Origin of the sequence: Bartonella ancashensis, assembly GCF_001281405.1 — a bacterium.
GTDB classification, from domain to species: Bacteria; Pseudomonadota; Alphaproteobacteria; order Rhizobiales; family Rhizobiaceae; genus Bartonella; species Bartonella ancashensis.
The window spans coordinates 270,324-291,027 of record NZ_CP010401.1 but is presented as its reverse complement, the minus strand read 5'-3'; the positions used below and the strand labels follow the sequence as shown (position 1 = coordinate 291,027).

The 20,704-nt window shown below is 39.2% G+C and carries 15 protein-coding genes and 2 pseudogenes; 16 read left to right on the top strand and 1 reads right to left on the bottom strand.

Features of this window, described 5'->3' with window-relative positions; translation table 11 throughout:
• The first annotated feature begins 44 nt into the window (after window positions 1-44).
• From PU02_RS01265 to PU02_RS01200, 15 genes and pseudogenes are all read left to right on the top strand, one after another.
• Window positions 45-1,370, top strand: a complete 1,326-nt coding sequence (locus PU02_RS01265) for a PBSX family phage terminase large subunit (RefSeq protein WP_053944602.1) — start codon at window positions 45-47, stop codon at window positions 1,368-1,370.
• 180 nt (window positions 1,371-1,550) lie between these two features.
• On the top strand, window positions 1,551-3,320 hold the full coding sequence (locus PU02_RS01260; protein ID WP_053943735.1) for a portal protein: 1,770 nt from the start codon (window positions 1,551-1,553) through the stop codon (window positions 3,318-3,320).
• 386 nt (window positions 3,321-3,706) lie between these two features.
• Window positions 3,707-4,498, top strand: a complete 792-nt coding sequence (locus PU02_RS01255; RefSeq protein ID WP_053943734.1) for a hypothetical protein — start codon at window positions 3,707-3,709, stop codon at window positions 4,496-4,498.
• Between the two features lie 769 nt (window positions 4,499-5,267).
• Window positions 5,268-6,456, top strand: a pseudogene (locus PU02_RS01250) (N4-gp56 family major capsid protein).
• A 759-nt stretch (window positions 6,457-7,215) separates the two neighbouring features.
• Entirely contained in the window at window positions 7,216-7,980 is a 765-nt protein-coding gene (locus tag PU02_RS01245) for a hypothetical protein (protein ID WP_414947424.1), read from the top strand.
• Window positions 7,981-9,444, top strand: coding sequence for a hypothetical protein (locus PU02_RS01240; RefSeq protein ID WP_053943733.1), 1,464 nt, complete (start codon window positions 7,981-7,983; stop codon window positions 9,442-9,444). It begins immediately after the preceding gene.
• A gap of 244 nt (window positions 9,445-9,688) precedes the next feature.
• A complete protein-coding gene (locus PU02_RS01235; protein ID WP_082311421.1) occupies window positions 9,689-10,141 on the top strand; it encodes a hypothetical protein in 453 nt (150 codons plus the stop codon).
• Complete coding sequence (locus PU02_RS01230; protein ID WP_053943732.1) at window positions 10,142-11,293, top strand: tail fiber domain-containing protein; 1,152 nt, start codon at window positions 10,142-10,144, stop codon at window positions 11,291-11,293.
• Window positions 11,290-12,264, top strand: coding sequence for a phage tail protein (locus PU02_RS01225; protein ID WP_053943731.1), 975 nt, complete (start codon window positions 11,290-11,292; stop codon window positions 12,262-12,264). The genes PU02_RS01230 and PU02_RS01225 overlap by 4 nt, the downstream gene beginning before the upstream one ends.
• A gap of 124 nt (window positions 12,265-12,388) precedes the next feature.
• A pseudogene (locus PU02_RS06495) lies at window positions 12,389-12,540 on the top strand (phosphatidylcholine synthase); the annotation flags it as partial.
• 413 nt (window positions 12,541-12,953) lie between these two features.
• Window positions 12,954-13,226, top strand: coding sequence for a hypothetical protein (locus PU02_RS01220; protein ID WP_053943730.1), 273 nt, complete (start codon window positions 12,954-12,956; stop codon window positions 13,224-13,226).
• Between the two features lie 59 nt (window positions 13,227-13,285).
• Window positions 13,286-13,945, top strand: coding sequence for a lysozyme (locus tag PU02_RS01215; protein ID WP_053944599.1), 660 nt, complete (start codon window positions 13,286-13,288; stop codon window positions 13,943-13,945).
• Entirely contained in the window at window positions 13,945-14,199 is a 255-nt protein-coding gene (locus PU02_RS01210) for a hypothetical protein (protein WP_053943729.1), read from the top strand. Before PU02_RS01215 ends, PU02_RS01210 begins: the two co-directional genes overlap by 1 nt.
• Window positions 14,200-14,588: 389 nt before the next feature.
• Entirely contained in the window at window positions 14,589-15,050 is a 462-nt protein-coding gene (locus tag PU02_RS01205; protein WP_053943728.1) for a hypothetical protein, read from the top strand.
• 960 nt (window positions 15,051-16,010) lie between these two features.
• Window positions 16,011-16,775, top strand: a complete 765-nt coding sequence (locus PU02_RS01200) for a DUF4167 domain-containing protein (RefSeq protein ID WP_053943727.1) — start codon at window positions 16,011-16,013, stop codon at window positions 16,773-16,775.
• 340 nt (window positions 16,776-17,115) lie between these two features.
• Here PU02_RS01200 and PU02_RS01195 read toward each other — a convergent pair whose 3' ends face one another.
• Window positions 17,116-17,622: a hypothetical protein gene (locus tag PU02_RS01195; protein ID WP_053943726.1), complete on the bottom strand. Its 507-nt coding sequence runs from the start codon at window positions 17,620-17,622 to the stop codon at window positions 17,116-17,118.
• Between the two features lie 1,659 nt (window positions 17,623-19,281).
• On the opposite strand from PU02_RS01195, the gene PU02_RS01180 reads away from it, so the two are divergent.
• Window positions 19,282-20,682, top strand: coding sequence for a histidine kinase dimerization/phosphoacceptor domain -containing protein (locus PU02_RS01180; RefSeq protein ID WP_071628376.1), 1,401 nt, complete (start codon window positions 19,282-19,284; stop codon window positions 20,680-20,682).
• Window positions 20,683-20,704: the final 22 nt, after the last annotated feature.

Here is a 20,704-nt window from a genome sequence, read left to right as displayed (position 1 = left end):
GTGGCAGTACGATATCAAAGCAGTATGATATGCATGGTTCAACTATGACAACCACACAAATTTTTTTAATCCCAAAGCTCATTCCAGTTTTTGCCGGAAAGGCAGATATTCGCGCTGCCTGGGGGGGGCGTGGGTCTGGAAAAACACGATCTTTTGCTTTGATGTCTGCAGTAATTGGGTATCGTCATGGAAAGGCTGGCGAAAGAGGTGTGATTTTATGTGCACGACAATTCCAAAACTCACTAAACGAAAGCTCCTTAGAAGAGATTAAGCGCGCTATAGAGTCTTACCCATTCTTGAGCGATTATTATGAGGTGGGTGATAAATATGTCAAGTCCAAAGATGGCCGCATCACTTATGCTTTTGCAGGTCTTGATCGCAATATTGCAAGCATTAAATCAATGGGGCGGATTTTGTTATGTTGGGTTGATGAGGCAGAACCTGTGACTGAGAGCGCTTGGCAAACTTTGATCCCAACATTGCGTGAAGAAGGGAAGGACTGGAATTCTGAATTATGGGTAACTTGGAACCCCTTACGTGATAATGCCCCTGTTGAAAAGCGTTTTCGTTTTACGCACAGTCCTCATATTAAAACTGCTGAGATCAATTGGCGTGATAATCCACAATTTCCTGAGAAGCTTGATCGTGATCGGAGAGCAGATTTGCAGCAAAGACCAGAGCAGTATAACCATATTTGGGAGGGGGATTATCTTCAAGCAATAGAGGGAGCTTATTATCAAAAATTGCTCCTTGAGGCTGAACAAGAAGGGCGGGTTACCAATGTTCCACGAGATCCACTTATTCAGGTTAAAATTTTTTGGGATATTGGTGGTACGGGGGCTAAGGCTGATGCAACGGCTTTGTGGGTTGCCCAATTTATTGGACGAGAAATCCGTGTACTCGACTATTATGAGGCGCAAGGGCAACCTCTTGCTGAACATATTGGCTGGGTTTGCCAGCGGGGGTATGATAAGGCCCTTATGATATTGCCTCATGATGGGGCAACAAAAGACCGGGTATATAATGTTAGTTTTGAGAGTGCTTTGCAACAGGCTGGGTTTCAGACAAAGATCATTCCTAACCAAGGGGTTGGGGCAGTTAAAATGCGTATTGAAACTGTGAGGCGTTTATTTCCTGCTTTATGGTTTAATCGTGAAACAACAAAGGCTGGGCGAAAAGCACTTGCTTGGTATCATGAAAAAAGAGATGAACAGCGCAATATTGGATTGGGTGCTGAACATGATTGGGCAAGTCATGGTGCGGATAGTTTCGGGCTTTTATGTCTTGCTTATGAACAGCCTGCGCTTCAACCTCGGAAAAATATTTATGATCGGCCTTCTTCTTCCCAAACTTCATGGATGGCTTTTTAAATAAGGTATTTCTTGCAAGAGGATATCATTGTTAAGTTAAACAGAATGATTTTTATACAAATTTTACCAACAACAAATTTCAGAATATGATTTTGCAATCTTATTCTCTGTAAAGGCTTATTTTGCCTTTTAAAAATTGGCCTTACTCTCTTTTTCTCAAATTTTATGGATGGCTTTTGAATGAAGCAACAGATCTCTCATCTTGGGTCGGTCGAAATGATCGAACACCAGGCTCTCTTTAAACAACTTGTCAGTTGGTATCACGATGACATTGCCCATGTGGAACAGTGGCGTAAAAATGCTCAGGAAGATTACAATTTCTATAATGGACGGCAATGGAATGAGCAGGATCTTGCTGTATTACAAGAACAAAACAGACCTGTTATGACGTTTAATCGCATTGCTCCTTTAGTGAATGCTGTTATTGGAGCTGAGCGCAATAATAAACGCCATGTTCAATTCATTCCACGCCAAGAAGGTGCAGCTCTTACCAATCAAATTTTAACCGGAGCTGCAGAATGGTTCCGTGATGAAGCTGATGGTGAATATGAAGATTCTGACGCTTTTCAAGATGCTATTATTTGTGGAATGGGGTGGACAGATACACGTTTGGATTATGATGATGATCCTAAAGGAAAACCAGTCATTTCTCGACTGGATCCGATGAAAATGGTTTGGGATGCAAGTGCTGTGAAACCGAATCTTATTGATGCACAACGTGTTTGGTACATTGATGAAAAACCTCTCTCTGTTGCACGAGAAATGTTTCCTGGGGTGGATTGGAGAGATTTGGATGCTGATTGGGTAAAACACCCCATATTAGGCCATATGTGTGATGATGCCATGTTGAGTGATCAGAATGATAAAGGGGATGATTTATCACAAGAGAACAGCAAAATGGTCACATTGGTTGAATGTCGTTGGTTTGAGCGTGAAGTTGTTTACAAAATATCTGATCCACAAACTGGAAAATTGCTCGATTATTCTGAAGCAGAGTTTCAAAATATTAAACGAGAAAGACCATATATCCAAGCAACACGCTTCATGAAAAAAGTCGTGAAACGTGCATTTTTAGGGAAAAAATTATTAGAGTCCCCTGATAAACCGCTTGTGCCACCTCATCAATTAGGGTGGGAGTGCATTACCGGATATTTTGATAAACTTAGCCGGCAATTTTACGGTATTGTGCGTCCCACAAAAGATCCTCAACGCTGGGCTAATAAATATTTTAGTCAAGTGATGCATTTGCTTAATAGCCAATCTAAAGGTGGGATTATGGCTGAACGTGATGCTTTTGATGATGACAGACAAGCTATGGAAAGTTGGGCAAGGTCTGAAAGTATTACATGGTTGAGAAGTGGTTCTCTTGCTGCAGGGCGTGTGCAATCAAAGCCGGTTGCACAGTTTCCTGCTGGATTTTTTCAGCTTTTTAATGAGGCAAAAGGTGCTATTTCTCAAGTTACGGGGTTATCTCCTGAATTTGTTGGTACACGTGCTGTAAATCAGTCCGGTGTGTTAGAGGAACAACGACGTCAATCATCATTAAATTTGTTAGCATCTTTCTTTGACGGGTTGCGGCGCTATCGACAAAGACAGGGAAAGATCATTCTCTATTTGATCCAAAATTATCTTTCTGATGGAAGGTTGGTGCGAATTGCTGGTGAAGATAAGGCTCAGTATATTCCGCTAACGCGTGAGATGTTTACGAGTTTGGAATATGATATTGTTGTTGATGATGCTCCAACAAGCCCTAATGAAAAGGAGCGAACATTTGCAATGATTATGCAAATGATGCCAATGCTACAAAGTACGATCACACCAGATATTATGCTCGACTTTTTACGTTATTCGCCCCTACCGGCATCACTCATTCATAAAATTGCACTCAAAATGCAAGAGCATCAGAATATGCAATCTGCAGCCATGCAAAATGAGGGTACCAATATTTAAGATTTAAGGTGCAAATGACAGTGTCAATATTCAAGGCGCAAAAGACGGTGGCTGACACTTTAAAGTATAAATGACAGTGCCGATATTTAAGGCGCAAAAGACGGTGGCTGACACTTCAAAGTATAAATGACAGTGTCAATATTCAAGGCGCAAATGACGGTGGCTAATACGCAAAGTTTTGAAGCAGAACAAGTAATGCAAGCTTTGCTTTGACGGAGTTTTTTGAGCACACAGTAATGGAATGCGTGTCAGGGGACAGTATGGGGGATGTGTGGTGGAAGAGTTTACATGTTTGAACAAACCTTTGTTTAAAGAAAAATAAAATCTTCACAAATTCAACAATCGTATTTTTGAGCATATCATTGGGAAAATAAAAGGTTAAAATAATGGATGAAGAAGTACTAACATTGGAAGAACAGACCCAATTAGCACAAAGTTCTTTTCACAATGATGAAGAGAGTGAGGGAGGAGAGAGCCCCTTTGGGGAAAATAGCTATCAAGAAGAGCAAGGGGTTTACGGGGTTCAGGCCAGTGAAGCACCTCCAGATCCACAAGAAAACTTTATGGCTTATATTCAATGGTTGGCAAAAGAACTGAAAATACAACAAGACAAGCTCATGGAGAATCCTCATGAGGCATCTGTTTTGGCAGAAAAAAAGACTGCTCAAACATGCAATGGGGAAAAAGACACAGCAGCTCACCAAGAGGCAGAAAAGCTGCATGCTCTCTTCCATAATTCTGTGGAAGGGATAAAACAAAAACATCGTGATTTTGACCAAGCTGCTGATTTTATTTACGACATGAGAGCAGCACAATTGGCTGCCTATGCTTCTATTTATCCAGAGATGACTGATCCAAAAGCTGTTGATGCTGTTATTGGCAATGAGTTAGAGCATATTATACGCGCTTGCGTTCAAAAAAACCAAAATCCTGCGGAAGTTATTTACGAAATGGCTCAGAAAATTGGCTATACAGACCAACAGAGCCATACGCTTAATATGTTACAAGAACGACATAATTCTGCACGCACACTGGCTGCTCATAATGGGGCAAGCCCAGGCGAATCTCTGTCATTAGAAATGCTCGATAAAATGTCTGAAGCAGAATTTAATGTTTGGATTGATGATCCTAAAAATAAGGCAGCTTTTAATGGTTTGATGGGAGGAGGAGAGAGATAATGGGGAGAGGAAAATGCTGTAGGAGAAGAAAAAGTCATTCCATGAGCTAATAATATTTTAGCCAAATATGTATCAAGAATTCCGTTGAAATGTTTGATCAAATACGGACTTATCCATGGTTTGCATGCAGAAACTCACCTGCTGAGATGGGAGCAGAAACTCACTTGCTGACATGGGGGCGGAAGCTCATCTACTGGCATGGGAGCAGAAACTCACCTGCTGACATGGGGGCGGAAACTCACCTGTTGACATGAGAGTGGAAGCTCACCTGCTGAGATGGGAGCAGAAACTCACCTGCTGACATGGGGGCGGAAGTTCACCTGCTGGCATGGGGGCAGAAGTTCACCTGCTGGCATGGGGGCGGAATCTCATCTACTGACATGGGAGCAGAAGCTCACCTGCTGACATGGGAGCAGAAGCTCACCTGTTGACATGGGAGCAGAAACTCACCTGCCGACATGGGAGCAGAATCTCATCTGCTGACATGGGGGCGGAAGCTCATCTGTTGACATGGGGGCAGAAGCTCATCTGCTGACATGGGGGCAGAAGCTCATCTGTTGACATGGGAGCGGAATCTCACCTGCTGACATGGGGGCGGAAACTCACCTGTTGATATGGGAGCAGAAGCTCATCTGCTGATATGGGAGTAGAAGCTCACCTGCTAGCATGAAATTAGAAATATCCTCCGAAAAAGAGGAAAGAAGAAAAACACTCTCATAAACCGGCATATTGCCGGATTTTTTATTTCAAAATTAACAAAGAGGACAAAATGACCGTAACTCATATCGGACTTAATGACCCAATGGCTGTACGTACATGGTCAAAATTACTTAATCGGGAAGTGTCAAAAGCCATCCCTATTGCTTCTCTGATCGGGAGGGATTCCAATAGCATTGTGCAATTAAAGGACGAAACTAATAAAGCTAGTGGTGATGCAATTAGTTTCGGTTTGCGTGTGCAGTTGCTTGGAGATGGTGTTAGTGAAGGACAAACATTAGAGGGCAATGAAGAAGCTTTACAATTTCTCAATGACCGTTTGGCTATTAATGAACTTGTGCACGCTGTTCGTGTTAAAAATGAAGGCACGATTGATCAGCAACGTATCTTACATAATTTGCGAACAGAAGCTAAAAATGGCTTGGTTGATTGGTATGCTGATCGCTTGAGTATGATGTTCTTTATTCAGGTGTGCGGTTATACCCCTCAAACCCTGAATTTTGAAGGACGTACCCTAACACTTAAACCAGTGCATTACGGGTTTAATGCTCCAATGGCGCCAACCGATAAACGAGTGATTCGCCCTAATGGTAAAACAAAAGACGAAGACTTGCGGGAAAATGATGTTTTTGATCTTAAATTAATTGATAGAGCTGTTGAACGGGCTAAATTGGCTAATCCTAAAATTAGACCAGTACGTGTTGATGGTGATAATGTTTATGTATTGTATTTGCATCCCACACAAGTAACGCAATTACGCACGAATACTGATGCAGGCCAGTGGTTGGATATTACTAAAGCAATTTATAGTGGGAACCGCTCAAAAAATCCTATCTATAATGGATCTCTTGGGATGTATAATGGGGTTATCTTGCGTGAAGCGGAGCATGTTACAGAGGGTGTAGCAATGTCTGCTGTTAAACAGGATACAAGCAAAACTCAAGAACAGGCTAAGAATGTAAATGGAGGAGCTGTTTATGAAGAAGCTGTTGGTGGTCCTATTACCAATGTTCGTCGGGCTGTTTTGCTTGGTGCACAAAGTGCGGTAATTGCTTTTGGGAAAGATCGTGGGGCAACACGTTATAAATTAGTAGAAGAGCTCTTTGATTATGAACGTGAGTTTGGGGTGGCTGCTAAAACCATCATTGGTATGAAAAACACGCTACCATTTACCAGGAAGTTCTCAAGGCACACAAGATTTCGGGACCATTGTTATTCCAACATATGCAGCTCCTGCATAAAGCATCGCGCTGGTGCATTTATGAACATTTATGAGAAATTATAGGAGCGGTCATCAGCTCTTTGTGAGGGCTGGTGTGAGCTTATTCTAGGTTTCTCATAAAGTGTATGTATCATAGAGAGTGTATTTGTGGGTTCTTATGGAAAGGACTTTCTCCTTATGTTTCATACGGGGTGGAAAGTTTTAAAAATGAGGGGGGAGGAATATTTTGCAAAGCTATGTTTATGCATCTAAATGACGGTGCCAGCATCCAGATATGCCAGCATCCAGATATGCCAGTATCCAGATATGCCAGTATCCAGATATGTTAGTATCCAGATATGTTAGTATCCAGATATGTTAGTATCCAGATATGTTAGTATCCAGATATGCCAGTATCCAGATATGTCAGTATCCAGATATGTCAGTATCCAGATAATGACGGTGCTGGTATCTAAAATTCTGAAAAAGAACAGGCTATGCAAATTTGCTACAGGTAAAAATATTTCTTCCCCTAACAGAGCGTGTAATCTCCTTTAACAAAAGCACACAATCTCCCCTAACAGAAATGCACAATTGTGACAGTACTTTTGGCATTCTTCACCAGAAATTGAGAAATCTGAAAAGCTGAAAATACAGGAAGATCTCAGAAAATGGCGCTTTTTATGAAGGCACAATTGAAGAACTTCGTCCATGTTCTCTGCAATATTGGAAAAAAGCTCTTTTCCATAAATTGGGAGAGTAAAAAAGCACAACATGAAAAAAAGGATTATTAATATCTATGACTGTGAGCTTTACCACATCTCATAAGATGGAGACAAACTCTCCTTCTCATTCTCTTCACTGGATAAATACGGATCATGCACAATTATTGGAGCGTATGATAACGCTCATTCAAGATGAGATTGACGATCCGATGGCTGATTATGCTAGTCAAATTCAAGATTCTATTCTGGCTGCTTTACGTTTATGTGAACAGGAAATCCTTTTCTTTAACGAAAAAAGAGAAATTACACTAAAAACACAACCAGGAAAAACATGGTATGGAGCAGAAGAGTGCCCTTTGATTGAGAAAACAATGGTCCTTGAGGCCGTGTTGTTAGAAAAAAAGTCTGCAAAAAAGGTACAACTCTTTCATCAAAATGCTGAAACATTATGTGCAACCTATGGAGATGATGGGCGCTATGGAGAGGACAAAAAATGTGAAAATTGCACCAATCCGTTACAAGGAATACCCATATTCTATACATTTTGGAAACAGAAGATAGGCCTTTTCCCGACACCGCATTCTGTTGAAACTGTTCGTCTTTATTGGGTGCCTTTTTACCTTGGCAAGGCAGAAGGAATGCAAAATGTAAGCCCTTGGTTTATTTATGCATTTGATCTTATTAAAGCACGAGCAAAATACGAACTCTATAAAAATATTCTGAAAGATCCTGAATATGCGGCTGTTTCTTTTAATGATTTTCAAGAACAATTGCAGATTTTGCGTATAGAAACATCACGCCGGAATGGCTGTGAAATTGTTCGTTCAACGGGGTTCTAAATGGCTTTTTTTCCTCTTGCTGAATACCGGCCTGATATTGCCGATATTAATAGTTTTTTCACAGATCAGCTTATTAATGTACTGCCTGCAGACGGATCTTATATTCCAATGCCAAGTTTTTGTCCTATATCAGAGCCATGTCCAGAGACTATTCTAGGAGCTATTGCTGTTAAAACCAAAAATGGTGTCTCTGTTATTGTTGGAACAAAAGACAAAATTTACCGATTGAATAATGTAACATTACAGTGGGATGATATAAGCCGAAATAAAACAGATTATCTTGCGAATGTAGATTCTCCTTGGTCTTTTGCTTTATTTGGGGACTATATTATTGCTGTTAATGGTAATGACAAGCCACAAGTCATTGACATTCAAAATGACAAGAAATTTCGCAATTTAGGAGGAAACCCTCCCCAAGCTGGGATTGTTCGGGTATGGGGCGATTTCGTATGTTTGATGAAATTATCAGAACATCCACGTCGTGTGCATTGGTCTGGATTAAATGATGCAGAATTTTGGACTGTTGGGAAGAAAAGTTGCGACTATCAAGACTTTCCTGATGGAGGATATGTGCAAGGAGCAACGGAAACAACAAATCCTATTATTTTTATGCGCTCGGCTATTTATGCGGGTTCGTTTATTCCTGGGTCTAAAATCATTTTCAGTTTTCAAAAAATACACGATAAACGAGGAGCAAAAAATGCTGAATCCATAGTATGTAGAGGAGATTTTGCTTTTTTTGCTGATGAAGGAGGATTTTACCAAATTGCCAGTGATGGAACTATTACGCCAATTGGATTTGAAAAAATAGACCGAACCATGACAGCGAAAATTAATAAAAGCAATCTATCTATGATGTGGGCGGCTATTGATGGTGTTTATAACCGTGTTTATTGGATGATTGATGTTAATGATGAAACCAGGGAACATACTCTGCTCATTTATGATTGGGGCTTACAAAAGTGGACTGTTGCTACTGTTAATGTTCGTATGATTTTGCCAATTTTTCTTGCTGGATACACGTTAGAAGGGCTTGATCGTGTTTCCCTGAGTCTGGATGAGCTGCCTTTTTCTCTTGATAGCAAAGTTTGGAAAAATGAAACTCCGGTGTTGGGAGCTTTTGATTATAAAGGAAGGCTTGGTTCCTTTTCAGGGGATCCAATGGCTTGTATGGTAACATCTCAAGAAATGGGGCAGACAAATGGATTTATGACACGCATAAATACCATAATGCCCCAGATTAATAGTGGGAAATGTTCTGTTGCTGTGGGTTTGCGTTCGCGCCAGGATATAGAGGAAAAAATATGTTGGTTGCCAGAACGACAGCCATCATACAACACAGGACAAGTTCATTATCGTGCCAGAGGGAGGTTTTACCGCTTTCGGTTGCGCATTCCCGCAGGGGTGCAATGGTCTCATATGACAGGATTTGACATAATATCAACGTCTGCAGGAAAGCGATAATGCAGCCCTTCCAGGGAAAGGAAAGTGGTGATGTGCCTCTGCGAAGAAAGGCGGCGATGTTTCTTTCCAAAGAAGGCGATGACGTGCTCTCCTCTACAGGGAGCTTCCCCTATCATTTCTGTTATCTTTGAACATTTGCATGGGGGCGGTGATCTTTCTTCCTCAGTAGGGAGATGCCATGTTTTCCTTTGCTTTTAAATGTCTATTATACATGATCAAAAAAGTTAAAAGAGCGGCAGTAAAAATGGACTGCAAGAATTATCAAGAGCGTTATTCATTACACCTAACCAATCAATGGTCATGGGAGGAAATGAAGCCCTATAAAAATGATATTAATAAAGCCATTAACAAATATACAAAGAGATTTTCTGATGATTTATGTTTAAAAACAATGGCTCAGGAAATTATCAATGGGCAGACGCAATTATGGCTCATTTTGAAAAATGAAATCGATTTTAGTGCCTTTGCAGTAACAAAAATCGACAGAACATATACAGGAAAAAAACGCGTCGTTCTTTTGGATCTTGCCGGAGAGGGAGGGCCGAAATTAGCCCATTTGATTGATAAATTGGAAGAGTGGGCGCGAACAATTAAAGCGGATGAAATACTAACAATGGGACGAATGGGGTGGGCTAAAATGCTGAAATATCATGGATACACTCCAGATTTCATTCATTATAGAAAGGTTCTGACTTAAATGAGTAGACGGAAAACACCTCAAACTCAAACAACAACTCAACAAAATTCTCCACCTAAATGGGCAGAAGATCTCTTTAAAAAAGCAGCTGCTGATGCACTTAATCTCTACAATAAGGGGAGTGGTGGTCATGTATATCAGGGTGAACGCTATGCTGGGTTGGGCGATGCTTCTAAAAATGCCATCAATGGGTTAAATGATACGGCACAAAAATACAATGATTCACCTCTGAATGATTGGTTTAAAGGGCCCACACAAAGTGCAAAGAATCTTGCTGGAATGGCTGCAGGAGATTGGATAGGAAAAAACAATAAACTGAGTGAAGCACTCAATAATGCACTCGATAAAACATCAGACTCTGTTAACCAAGCAATGGCAGGAGCGGGGCGATATGGGTCTGGGGCTCATACAGGGGTTTTGGCTAATGAATTGGGGGAGCTTGCTACAAAAGCAGCTGCACAACAATATAATCAAGATCTCAAAAATATGATCGATGCAAATAATCTTATTGATAAATCAAAATATGATCAGGCAAATGCGGCAAATAATTTTTATCAAGGACAAAGTAATGCGCAAAATAATGCTTTAAAAGGAAATGCATTACAAGATGCAAACCGACAAAGTGCATTAGATGCAGAACGCGAAAAATGGACTGAAAAAGAAAATCAAGCTTGGAACCAGTTAGAAAAATTACTTAATGCAGGAAACCTTGCTGCCGGAAAATATGGAACCCAAACAGGGAATTCAACAACAACAGGTTCAAATTCACAAAATCCATTTGGTGAAGCAACTGGTTTGCTAGGGCTACTTAAAGGACTTTTTGGCCTTTCTGATGCACGTGTAAAGGAAAATATTGTGCCTGTGGGGCAGAAAAACGGCTACCCAATATATGAATTTAACTATAAAGGATATTCTCAGCGCTACCGCGGTGTGATAGCACAAGAATTGTTGCATCTGAACCCACAGGCTGTGCGTCTTTGCAAGAAAACACGCTTATTTTACGTTGATTATAGCGAACTTGGTTTTGAGATAGAGCCCGTTTTCACGAGGCAGGGAAATAAAGCAGTTCTTTTTCTTAAAGGTAAATTTTCTTCTTTTTTATCAAGCATTTTATTTTATGTCGGATTGAGGGGAAAAGGAGAAGCCTTATGAGCTCAATTTATGATTGGTCGCTACAAGCTATCGACAATGCTCATATAGATGAAATCATCAACTGGGCAGAAGGGCAACCACCAAGTTCTGTAAATGATAGTGCGCGTGCAATGATGCAAAGAATTAGAGAGTATCTCTCTGATCAAGGCGGGGTTGTTAAGACAAGTTTTAAAACGGATGAAACCGATAATGAGACCGTTATTACACTGGAAACAAAATCGCCATTAACGCTTTATCATGATGGTATTATGTTGCGCTTTAAGGCGCAAGAAAGCAATATAGGTGCAACAAATATTATCTTAAATAAATTATCTGCTCAACCTGTGTATAAAGTAACAAAAAATGGCATGGAGCCTTTAGTTGGTGGGGAAATACAAAGAGGAGGAATTTATGAGATCATTTATCATGGAGAAATTGCTGGAGAAAAATTGGATGGTTGGTGTTTAACGAATCCAACCGTTATTTTACCAAAAATAGACGTTTTCCCACCAGGGTTTATTGCAACTTTTGCTATGCAATCAATCCCTGAAGGGTGGCTTATGTGTAATGGTAAAGAATATAATAGAGAAGATTATCCTGACCTTTTTGCGGCGATTGGTGAAGTTTGGGGAAAGGGTGATGGAAAAACCACATTTAATATACCTGATTTTAGAGGGATGTTTTTACGTGGGCTTGATAGTAGAAGAAGAGTTGATACAGACCGCGTTTTTGCAAGTGAACAAAAATGCTCTTTGCAAGAGCATACCCATAGTGGAAAAACAAGCATGAATGGGGATCACCAGCATATATACCAACAAGTCATTTCAACAGCTGATAATGGAAAATATGCATGGGCTAGAGGTTCGTCGAGTTTCCGTAATATTATATCAAGCAGTGCTGGTGCGCATGAACATAATGTCATGATAGACTCCACAGGGGGTGATGAAACACGTCCAGTCAATGTTGCTATCATATATGCTATCAAGATATGAAGTTTGATTGTTTCTATAATAATTACATAAGCTAGAATCTAGCAACTTAAGTTAACAGAGAGTAAGGCTGACCCTCTGCTCGATTAACGTTGCTGCTTTTCGGTTGCTGCCTAAAACAGTAACAATGCCAAAAGTGAAGGCTTTTTCTGTCCATTTATTGACAGCATCTGGATCATTTTTGGCATTTCTTTCTTTGGTGTCTGCATCTGAAAAAAGTGGACTATTATGTTTTGTTGGCTTGGGCTTGCTCTTCTTGTTGATGGAATTGATGGTCCGACACATGGTTGATATTTGATTTGTGTGAAGCAAGGTTAATCATATGAAATATGGAGTTTTCGTTTTCTGATATTGCAGAGCCTTGGTGTGATGCTGAAAGAAAAGACTTTTTCCATAACGTAAAAAGTTTTTCATGATCGAGAGTGCATGATCGAGAGTGCATGATCGAGAGTGCATGATCGAGAGTGCATGATCGAGAGTGCATGATCGGGAGTGCATAATCGGGAGTACATGACCTGGAGTACATGACCGGGAGTAGTTTTCGAGAGATTTTAGGAGCACTTTGAAGGATTTAAAAGCGCTTTGAGAGACTTTGGGGGCGTCTGTGGCTTGTGATTGTTCCCCCATAAACTTCACAAGCCACAGACACATGGCATTGCACTGCAGTGCACTATAAAGGGGGGAAGAATATTATGACATTATTTCCATTTTCTATCGCTGATATTGATGATCCTGATCATATTCGCATTGTTTTTTATTCTAATGGAAGAATGGGGCATGCTCCATTGAATGCTATTTTAAAATATCTAAGGAGTGAGGTGCAGCTTACAAATGAGAGAAATGCCAAGGATAATGCCCAAATGTTACAGCGGATTTCTTCTTTAGAAGAACGTGTAAAAACAGTGATAAACAGCGAAAAAGAAATCGATAATCATGCTTGCGGTGAAAAAAATGATGAAACGTAAAATATGATTTGGGAATCGTAGCAATTTTTGATGGAGGTTTTTGGGAGGGATCAAGAATAATGCGAAAAATATCAAAAGAAGGATTTGCGCTAATCCAACAATGGGAGGGTTTGCGTTTAGATGCTTATAGAGATTCTACAGGAATTTGGACAATTGGTTATGGTCATACAGCAAAAGCAGGAGAACCCACAGTCTATAGCGGTATGAAAATCACAAAAGCTCAGGCTAACACCATATTGCGACATGATTTGGTGCAATTTGAGCAGGCGGTAGACAAAGCGGTTTCTCAGCCTTTAAGTAATGAGCAATTCGCCGCTCTCGTTTCTTTTTGCTATAATATTGGAACGGAAGCTTTTTTTGCGTCTACATTATTAAAAAAACTCAATAAAGGCGATTATAGCGCTGTTCCTGCTGAGTTACAAAAATGGATTAATGCTGGGGGGAAACGTTTGCAGGGGCTTGTTCATCGACGTGCTGCAGAAGCTGGTTTATGGGCGAAAGGGGCTTATGTTTCTTCCAATTATCAGAAAGCAGAAACAGCTGAGAAGGTATCTTTGCGGAGTGTAGAAATTTTGGCTCCAGTTATAGGTGCTTTTTCAGGATTAACCGGTTTTGTAACAGGGGATGGTCCTGTGCAATGGGCTTTTGCTGTTGCTATGGTGATGGCTATGATCACAGGCATCTGGCTCTATATTTCACGAACCATGGAAGAAGATTAATGTTTATGATTTCGCGCTGGAGCTTGGTGGTTATCTTCATTATTTCCACTGTCATTGGGAGCTTTTTATATGGACGCTCTTTCGAGCGTACTCAAACTCTTGTCCAAGCGATTTCGACTTTTCAAAATCGTGAGAAAATTAATAATGAAACTTTTGCTCTTTCCCCTTTTAGCTTGTGTCGTGCTCTTGGCGGGATGCCAGAAGAATGTGCCGATGTCTTGCGTCGGGTGGACACAACCACCGATCATCAATAAACCTGCTTATCTTGTCACAACAGAGCCGTTGTTATCGCGGTGGATTGTCGCGACAGACCGTTTTGGTCAAGCACAAAAATGTTGGGGGGCGCGATTGCGTATGCCATAATACATTCATTATAGTTCTCTTTTAGAATTTCTCTGGCAAAACATGTGTTAAGATAAAATATTCAAATATTGTAATAAATCTTTTCTTTAAATGCCGCACTGGGGAATGTTGTAAAAATATTGGTGCGACCTTTTTGTAAAGATCTTTTCCAGGAGATATGATTGCTTTTTGAGGTAGGACAATTCATAATGCGATCGGTCTTTTAATTTTTTCATGAACGTGGTTGTAACGTTCCTAATTATTAATGATTTTTCATGATCAATATAAGGATGTGAGATGTATGGATAAAGAAGTACGTCCAAAGCATAAAATATGCCATTATTATGTTTACTGCAAAAAGATATACAGAAAAATCTTCTTTGTGGTGGTGGCCTCTTTTTTATGTTTGTTTTTTGTGTACTGTTTTTTCATGAAAAAAGGACCTCATTTTTTTTCTACCGAAGAAGTTGTTCAACAGGAACAAATCCCATTAGATATCCCAACATTTGATTTCCCTGTTTATTGTAAGGAAGTGGCTGCCTCAGTTGTTCCTGATATGAGGTATGAGGTCTATCAACGTTGCTTCTATTTAGAAGGTGAAGCCTATTTTGTTATTCGCGCAATGTGGGACAAAATTTCTGAGGAATCTAAGAAAAAATGCATAAAAATGATACGACCAGGAGACGGTAATTATTTTCTTTTGCAAGACTGCTTGATCAATGCAAAAAGTGGAAATAGGAGCACGAACCGTAATTATTTTTGATGGTTGCTCAATGATAAATCTCCTGAGGGGCCATGAATAACCTTCTGAACAGGCCACAGGATTTATCGGCGTGGTTGTGCTATGATTAACCAGTGCCAAGATAAATATAAACTTGAAAATGCAAATTGTTTTAATATAGGGCATCATTGAACATAAAATTGTACCATTTTTGTTAGACACAGGTGCATATCTGGTCTTTCTTAGTGAAGCAGATAGGGTAATAGGAGGGTGCATGTTGTTTTTGCTTAAGGGCAGGGTGATGTGTGAACTCCTGGGTTACCGCACACTCCATAAGTTGGCCAACAGCAGCGACTAACACTGCTGTTGGGTGTGGTTTTTTGTGGCTGTGTTTTAAGCAGAAAGAAGGGGAGATGATAACTATCTTATGCTTTTTCTTCACTCTTTCTTTTTGATTAGGGAAAGGGGAGGGGTGGGTATAGTAGAACGTTCCGTTATATTTGAGGGAACTATGTTGGGTAAAAGAATTGCTTGTAATTTTTTGAGAATCTACTCATGATGTGCAATGGTGGTGCTTTTGGTGATTCACAATTCTGCTTGGCTTTATTGTGATAAAAGGAAAAAGGGAAATTTACCACAGAGCAGTGTGTATAAAGGGGGATGTCGGTTGGTTTTTTCGTAAAAAGGTCATTTTTCAGTAAAATATAGTTTAATGTGGCCAAAAAGACACTTGGCATTTTGTGTGAAGGTCGTTACATTTCACAGTCGTGAGCAGAAAGATTGGGCGTGAGCAGAAAGATTGGGGTTCGTTATTAGGTGTTTTCTGCCGTTTTAGTGCTTTCCGAGAAATGTGCTTTTGAGTTAGGGTATGATCGATGTCATTTGAGAGTCGATGAGCGGGGATGGTTCAGGAGTCGTATTCTGGACATGGTTGAAGTTGTCAAGAGAAACTCCGATAATAGTTAAGTCTGTAGTAATGGGCACACTCCAAAAGGGATAAATATGAGATCACAGCAAAATAAACGGGTGCGCGGTCGCAATAATAATAGTAATAATAATAATAATAATCGTCGACACACTAATCCGCTTTCTCGCAATTATGAGAGCAATGGTCCAGATGTTAAAGTGCGTGGAAATGCACAGCAGATCGCTGATAAATACATAAATCTTGCTTATGATGCGCAGGGAGCGGGTGATCGCATCATGGCTGAGAATTATTTACAACATGCAGAGCATTATCTCCGCATCATTTTAGCTGCTAATGGGCAGATGTCGCAACAAGCAAAGCATAGAGACGAAAGATCTGATCAAGAATGCACAGATGAAGGTGTTGATGATTTTCAGAAAGAAGAAGTGAGCAATGAGCCTGCGCCTGCTACTACAAATGCAACAAATAATGCGCAGCCGCGAAAAAGAAATGACCGGAGAAAAGGAAAAGAAAAATTAATACAAGAAGGTTCCGTGCAGAATGAAGAAAAAGTAGTTGTGCAAGGGAACGAAGATGAAGCTGTTCGTTCAAAAGAAAAACTTATTGAAAGTGATGGTGAACAGGTTCAAAATGCTCATCGTCCTTTACGTCGGCGTTCAGTATCCGTTAAAGAAATATCTAAAGCTGGGGCAGAAGAAGCAGCGTTAGAAATGGTGCATAAAAAAGATGAGCTAGTGGAAAAATCTGCGCCTGTTCTTGCATTGAAGGAAGAGGTAAAAGCTAAGACACGGTCACGTCGGCGGCAGAGTGTTTCTTCTTCTTTAGAAGAGAAAGCTTAAGTAAAAAATTGAAAAAAGTGCCTTCTCTTTATGAGAAGAAATGTTGTATGCGTTTGTCTGTGCTTGTTTATAAGCTGCATGGAAGCGGGTCTTCGTTCTGGCTTTATGGAAGCAGACCTCTGCCCTGCTTTAGTATGTTTATGTTGGTTATACATTGGATATACTGCGTGGATATACTGCGTGGATATACTGCGTGGATATACTGCGTGGATATACTGCGTGGATATACTGCGTGGATATACTGCGTGGATATACTGCGTGGATATACTGCGTGGATATACTGCGTGGATATACTGCGTGGATATACTGCGTGATAATTCCGCAAAAAATAAAAAGATGCTTATGGGGATATGAGCATTTTTGAAGAAGAATCTTCCGAATATTTTGATGTTGTGGTAGAGAAGGTGGCTAAGATTTCACCTGTATAGTAGTTGTAGACAATCAGCTTTGTTTGTCCATCGGGCATAATAATTCTCAATACAAGAGCTGTTTCCGAAAGGCTTTGTGATATGATTTTTGCCCCTTTAGGCAAAGGAATTGTATATTGGGCGATTTGTGGAATTTTTTTATGTATAGAGTGCGGATCTGTATGGGCAGGGGTTTTCAATATTTTTTCTGATTGTGGAACAAGAATTTTGTAAATGATGGCAGCTAATACAGCAAGAATGAGAATAAGTGTAATTGAAACAAAGGAAATCATCAAATACATGAGCTTTTTTCTTACACGCTCTACGGCAGGGTCAAGAGCTGCTTCTTGTTCTGGATCTTTCGGATGGATTTTTTGCCGCAACGCATCAATTTCTTTGTGAGAAGAGTTTGAGGAATGAGGTGATTTGTTGTTGATCATAGTTTCTTTTCTATTTCTTTTTGTGATGGGGGATAGAGTAAATCTATGGTTTAAACATCATGCCATAACAATTTATTCATGAATAACACTTTGTAATAAAGCTGATAGTAAAGAGTATTGTTTTATTCGAGCTGTTAAGGTTACAATTGCAGTTTATGGTAGATGCGCTAAAAAAGCAATTTTCATGTATTCTGATTGTCTATGAAGGCATATAAATTTTATGACGTGGTGATTTTACCTGTGTTATCATCTATATTTCTAGTAAAAATGCTGAAGTTCCATGGAGAGGGTTTTCAGGAAAAGACCATTTGATTATAGATTGTTTTATTTGTTTCCCGTTGTCAAAAGATCAAACCATCATTATGGGGAATTTTATTTAAAGAATGACAAAAAGCTGATAAATTTTAGTGTGGCTTATTTTGCAAAAAGATGAAATCATGAATATTCAACATTTTTGGTATAGTAAATTCTGGTTGAGCCTCTTTTTACAAACGTAAATAGAATGCCAGATCAATCAAGATGAATTAATGAGATCTTCTCATTGATGGTGGCATGGTTGCGCATTCGTTCTATAAGTCATTCTTTACCGTACAAATTTTGCTATTTTATAGAAATTTATTTTTGTTATCTGGATATTTTAGGACTGAGCTCTATTTCCGAAAAGAGGGATATTTTAAATAGATATGAGGTAGATAGAAAATAAACATATCATTTCGATGAATGAGAAGTTTGTAAAATTTTATGAGATGAATAAATAGAGCTATGAATGCACGAATTTCATGGTGTGTATTCTTAAAAAGAGAATATTTTTGCTTTTTTATCGAATTTTTGGAAATATTAGAGCAAAAAAGTAAAGTTTCAGCCATAAAAAAATCTGATCTTTATGACAGACAAGAAAATGTTTGAAACAAAAATTTCTTTTGATTGCATGATCTTTGCGCTTTTTTGTTCCTTTATGGAACGATCAAATGCGGCGGGGAGCTGAAGATCTTCTTCAAAAAATGATTGTAAAAACGTGATGCGGGGTAAAGTAATTTTTAAAAATACTGAATCAAGAATTTGGATTTCTGCTGTTTTGCAGAGTGAATTTCGTGATTAAAAATACAAACGGGGTGAGAGGTTTATGAAGGTGATAACGATATAACAAGTGGTTTCTTCTCATTTTATTTTGCGTAGATTAATTAAGTTACAAGGTTCAAAAAGATTCTTCTATCAATTGTTTGTTTGCGCATAAAAGGGAAGTTATTGTTTTTGTGAATGTTTCTAGATTTTTTCATGAAAATACTTCTGTGATTTGTAATTGTGATTTTGCTGTTATGAAGAGTTTTGTCAAATAGCTTTGTTGTTTGCAAAAACTCTTCAGAAAAAGTGGATAGCGCTGAGACAAGCTCAAATTCTCATTTCGATACTAGTTGGGTTCTCCCATATCTATTTGAGAGAACCGTGGGTCATGAGGATGAGGAATTATCTTGTTTGAAGGGCTTGCAGCCATGTCGGGGTAACACAGAGATTTCTATTAAGAAATTGAAGAAGAGGTTTCAGGAAAAAAAGGGAAAGGTTTGTGAGTAAATTTGGGGGGGTATTTTACATGAAGATTAACGATGCTGCTTTTTTAGGCATTAAACAGGAATTTCTATTCAGTTGATCGATGACAATAAGATGGTAAAAAAGACAAATTCGTTTTCAGTGATATCTTCTTTTTTGAAATTGGTGCAAATATGTTGGCTTCGAGGAGGGATTGTTATTTCCCTTTTGATGGCTTTTTTAGCACTATGTTGTATTATTCTTTCATCCTATAATGTTGATAGAGAACTTGCACAGCTCGATGCGCGCTCAAAATTGCATGAACAAGTCGATTTGATATTGCTCAATTTAACGAATATGGCTGTGGCGGATCGCCGTTATGAAAACAGTCGCGATATCAATGATAAGTTGCATTTTACAAAGTCTGTAGGGGAGCTTGATGATCTCCTTGAATATGCGGGCATTATTGTACATTCTCATCCGCGTTGGTTAGAATGGTTTATAGATTTTAAAAAAGAAATAGAAGTACGTAAAAGCATTATAAATGCTCATATGGTTGCTTTAGACTCTTTTCCAGATCCTTCTGTTCATCCTCCCTTACCAATTGAAATGACTCAATTTCATGTAGGGCACTTGTCTCAGCTGATTATACAATTTCTTGATGGAGATGATCCTTTTAGGGAGGAAAAACGTGAAGCTATTGTAAAACAAGATATCATTTTGACTCTGGTTTCATTGATAGCTGTGGTGGGTTCTGTTACGTTTTTTTGTTGGGTGATACGTTGTTTAAGCCGTGATATACATCTTTCAAAGATGCATCAGCAAACGCTTCAAAGTGTAAATAGCTCTCTTAAAGCGCGTGTAAAAAAACAAACTAAGAAATTGCTAAATATACGGAAGCGTAGAAAAGAGGATCACCAATATGTTGAAAAATTGCTACAAAATATAAAATGTCACATAGATAATTTTCTCAATATAGTTGCGTCTTTGTTTCCTCTTCAATGTAACAATCACCATGAAGATGATGAATGTTCTGTCATTGATACAGCACATGATTTTATTCAGACTATTTCAACAGTGTATCATTATTTGCCATTAACCTATGATACAGGGATGATACCATTGGCTGATTTTTTGGGTTCAGTTGTGCATGACATCAAATTGTCAATGCCTGTTGAATTGTACGATAAGGTTGCTATAAAAACGGTTTTTGCAGAATGTTCATTGCCTGAAAAGGATGCCACAGTAGTTGGAATTATTGTTGTGGCGTTGTTAAAGCATTCTTTTAAAAATGTTTATTTGGATCAGCATTCTACACATATTCATGTTGCATTAGAGGCTCAGCATGATAGTCGTGTGGCTTTGATTTTTGCCGATAATTGGGCGGGGATGTCTGGTCAAAATTATGAGCAAAGGGAAAACAGGAGTCGCTTATTTATTGAGAGTCTCTGTGCAAGATTTGATAAAAAGCCTCTTTTTGAAGATTCTGCATCCAGAAATATAAAAGTGATTATTCCTTTGCAAACTATTCCGTGATCTTGATGAGATCATAACCAAT

What these genes read in the sequence shown, in the direction of transcription:
- PU02_RS01200 (WP_053943727.1), top strand. Translation starts at nt 16,011, where the DNA reads ATGAGATCACAGCAAAATAAACGGGTGCGCGGTCGCAATAATAATAGT.
- PU02_RS01230 (WP_053943732.1), top strand. Translation starts at nt 10,142, where the DNA reads ATGAGTAGACGGAAAACACCTCAAACTCAAACAACAACTCAACAAAAT.
- PU02_RS01195 (WP_053943726.1), bottom strand. Translation starts at nt 17,622, where the DNA reads ATGATCAACAACAAATCACCTCATTCCTCAAACTCTTCTCACAAAGAA.
- PU02_RS01225 (WP_053943731.1), top strand. Translation starts at nt 11,290, where the DNA reads ATGAGCTCAATTTATGATTGGTCGCTACAAGCTATCGACAATGCTCAT.
- PU02_RS01245 (WP_414947424.1), top strand. Translation starts at nt 7,216, where the DNA reads ATGACTGTGAGCTTTACCACATCTCATAAGATGGAGACAAACTCTCCT.
- PU02_RS01235 (WP_082311421.1), top strand. Translation starts at nt 9,689, where the DNA reads ATGGACTGCAAGAATTATCAAGAGCGTTATTCATTACACCTAACCAAT.
- PU02_RS01210 (WP_053943729.1), top strand. Translation starts at nt 13,945, where the DNA reads ATGTTTATGATTTCGCGCTGGAGCTTGGTGGTTATCTTCATTATTTCC.
- PU02_RS01220 (WP_053943730.1), top strand. Translation starts at nt 12,954, where the DNA reads ATGACATTATTTCCATTTTCTATCGCTGATATTGATGATCCTGATCAT.
- PU02_RS01205 (WP_053943728.1), top strand. Translation starts at nt 14,589, where the DNA reads ATGGATAAAGAAGTACGTCCAAAGCATAAAATATGCCATTATTATGTT.
- PU02_RS01260 (WP_053943735.1), top strand. Translation starts at nt 1,551, where the DNA reads ATGAAGCAACAGATCTCTCATCTTGGGTCGGTCGAAATGATCGAACAC.
- PU02_RS01215 (WP_053944599.1), top strand. Translation starts at nt 13,286, where the DNA reads ATGCGAAAAATATCAAAAGAAGGATTTGCGCTAATCCAACAATGGGAG.
- PU02_RS01180 (WP_071628376.1), top strand. Translation starts at nt 19,282, where the DNA reads ATGGTAAAAAAGACAAATTCGTTTTCAGTGATATCTTCTTTTTTGAAA.
- PU02_RS01240 (WP_053943733.1), top strand. Translation starts at nt 7,981, where the DNA reads ATGGCTTTTTTTCCTCTTGCTGAATACCGGCCTGATATTGCCGATATT.
- PU02_RS01265 (WP_053944602.1), top strand. Translation starts at nt 45, where the DNA reads ATGACAACCACACAAATTTTTTTAATCCCAAAGCTCATTCCAGTTTTT.
- PU02_RS01255 (WP_053943734.1), top strand. Translation starts at nt 3,707, where the DNA reads ATGGATGAAGAAGTACTAACATTGGAAGAACAGACCCAATTAGCACAA.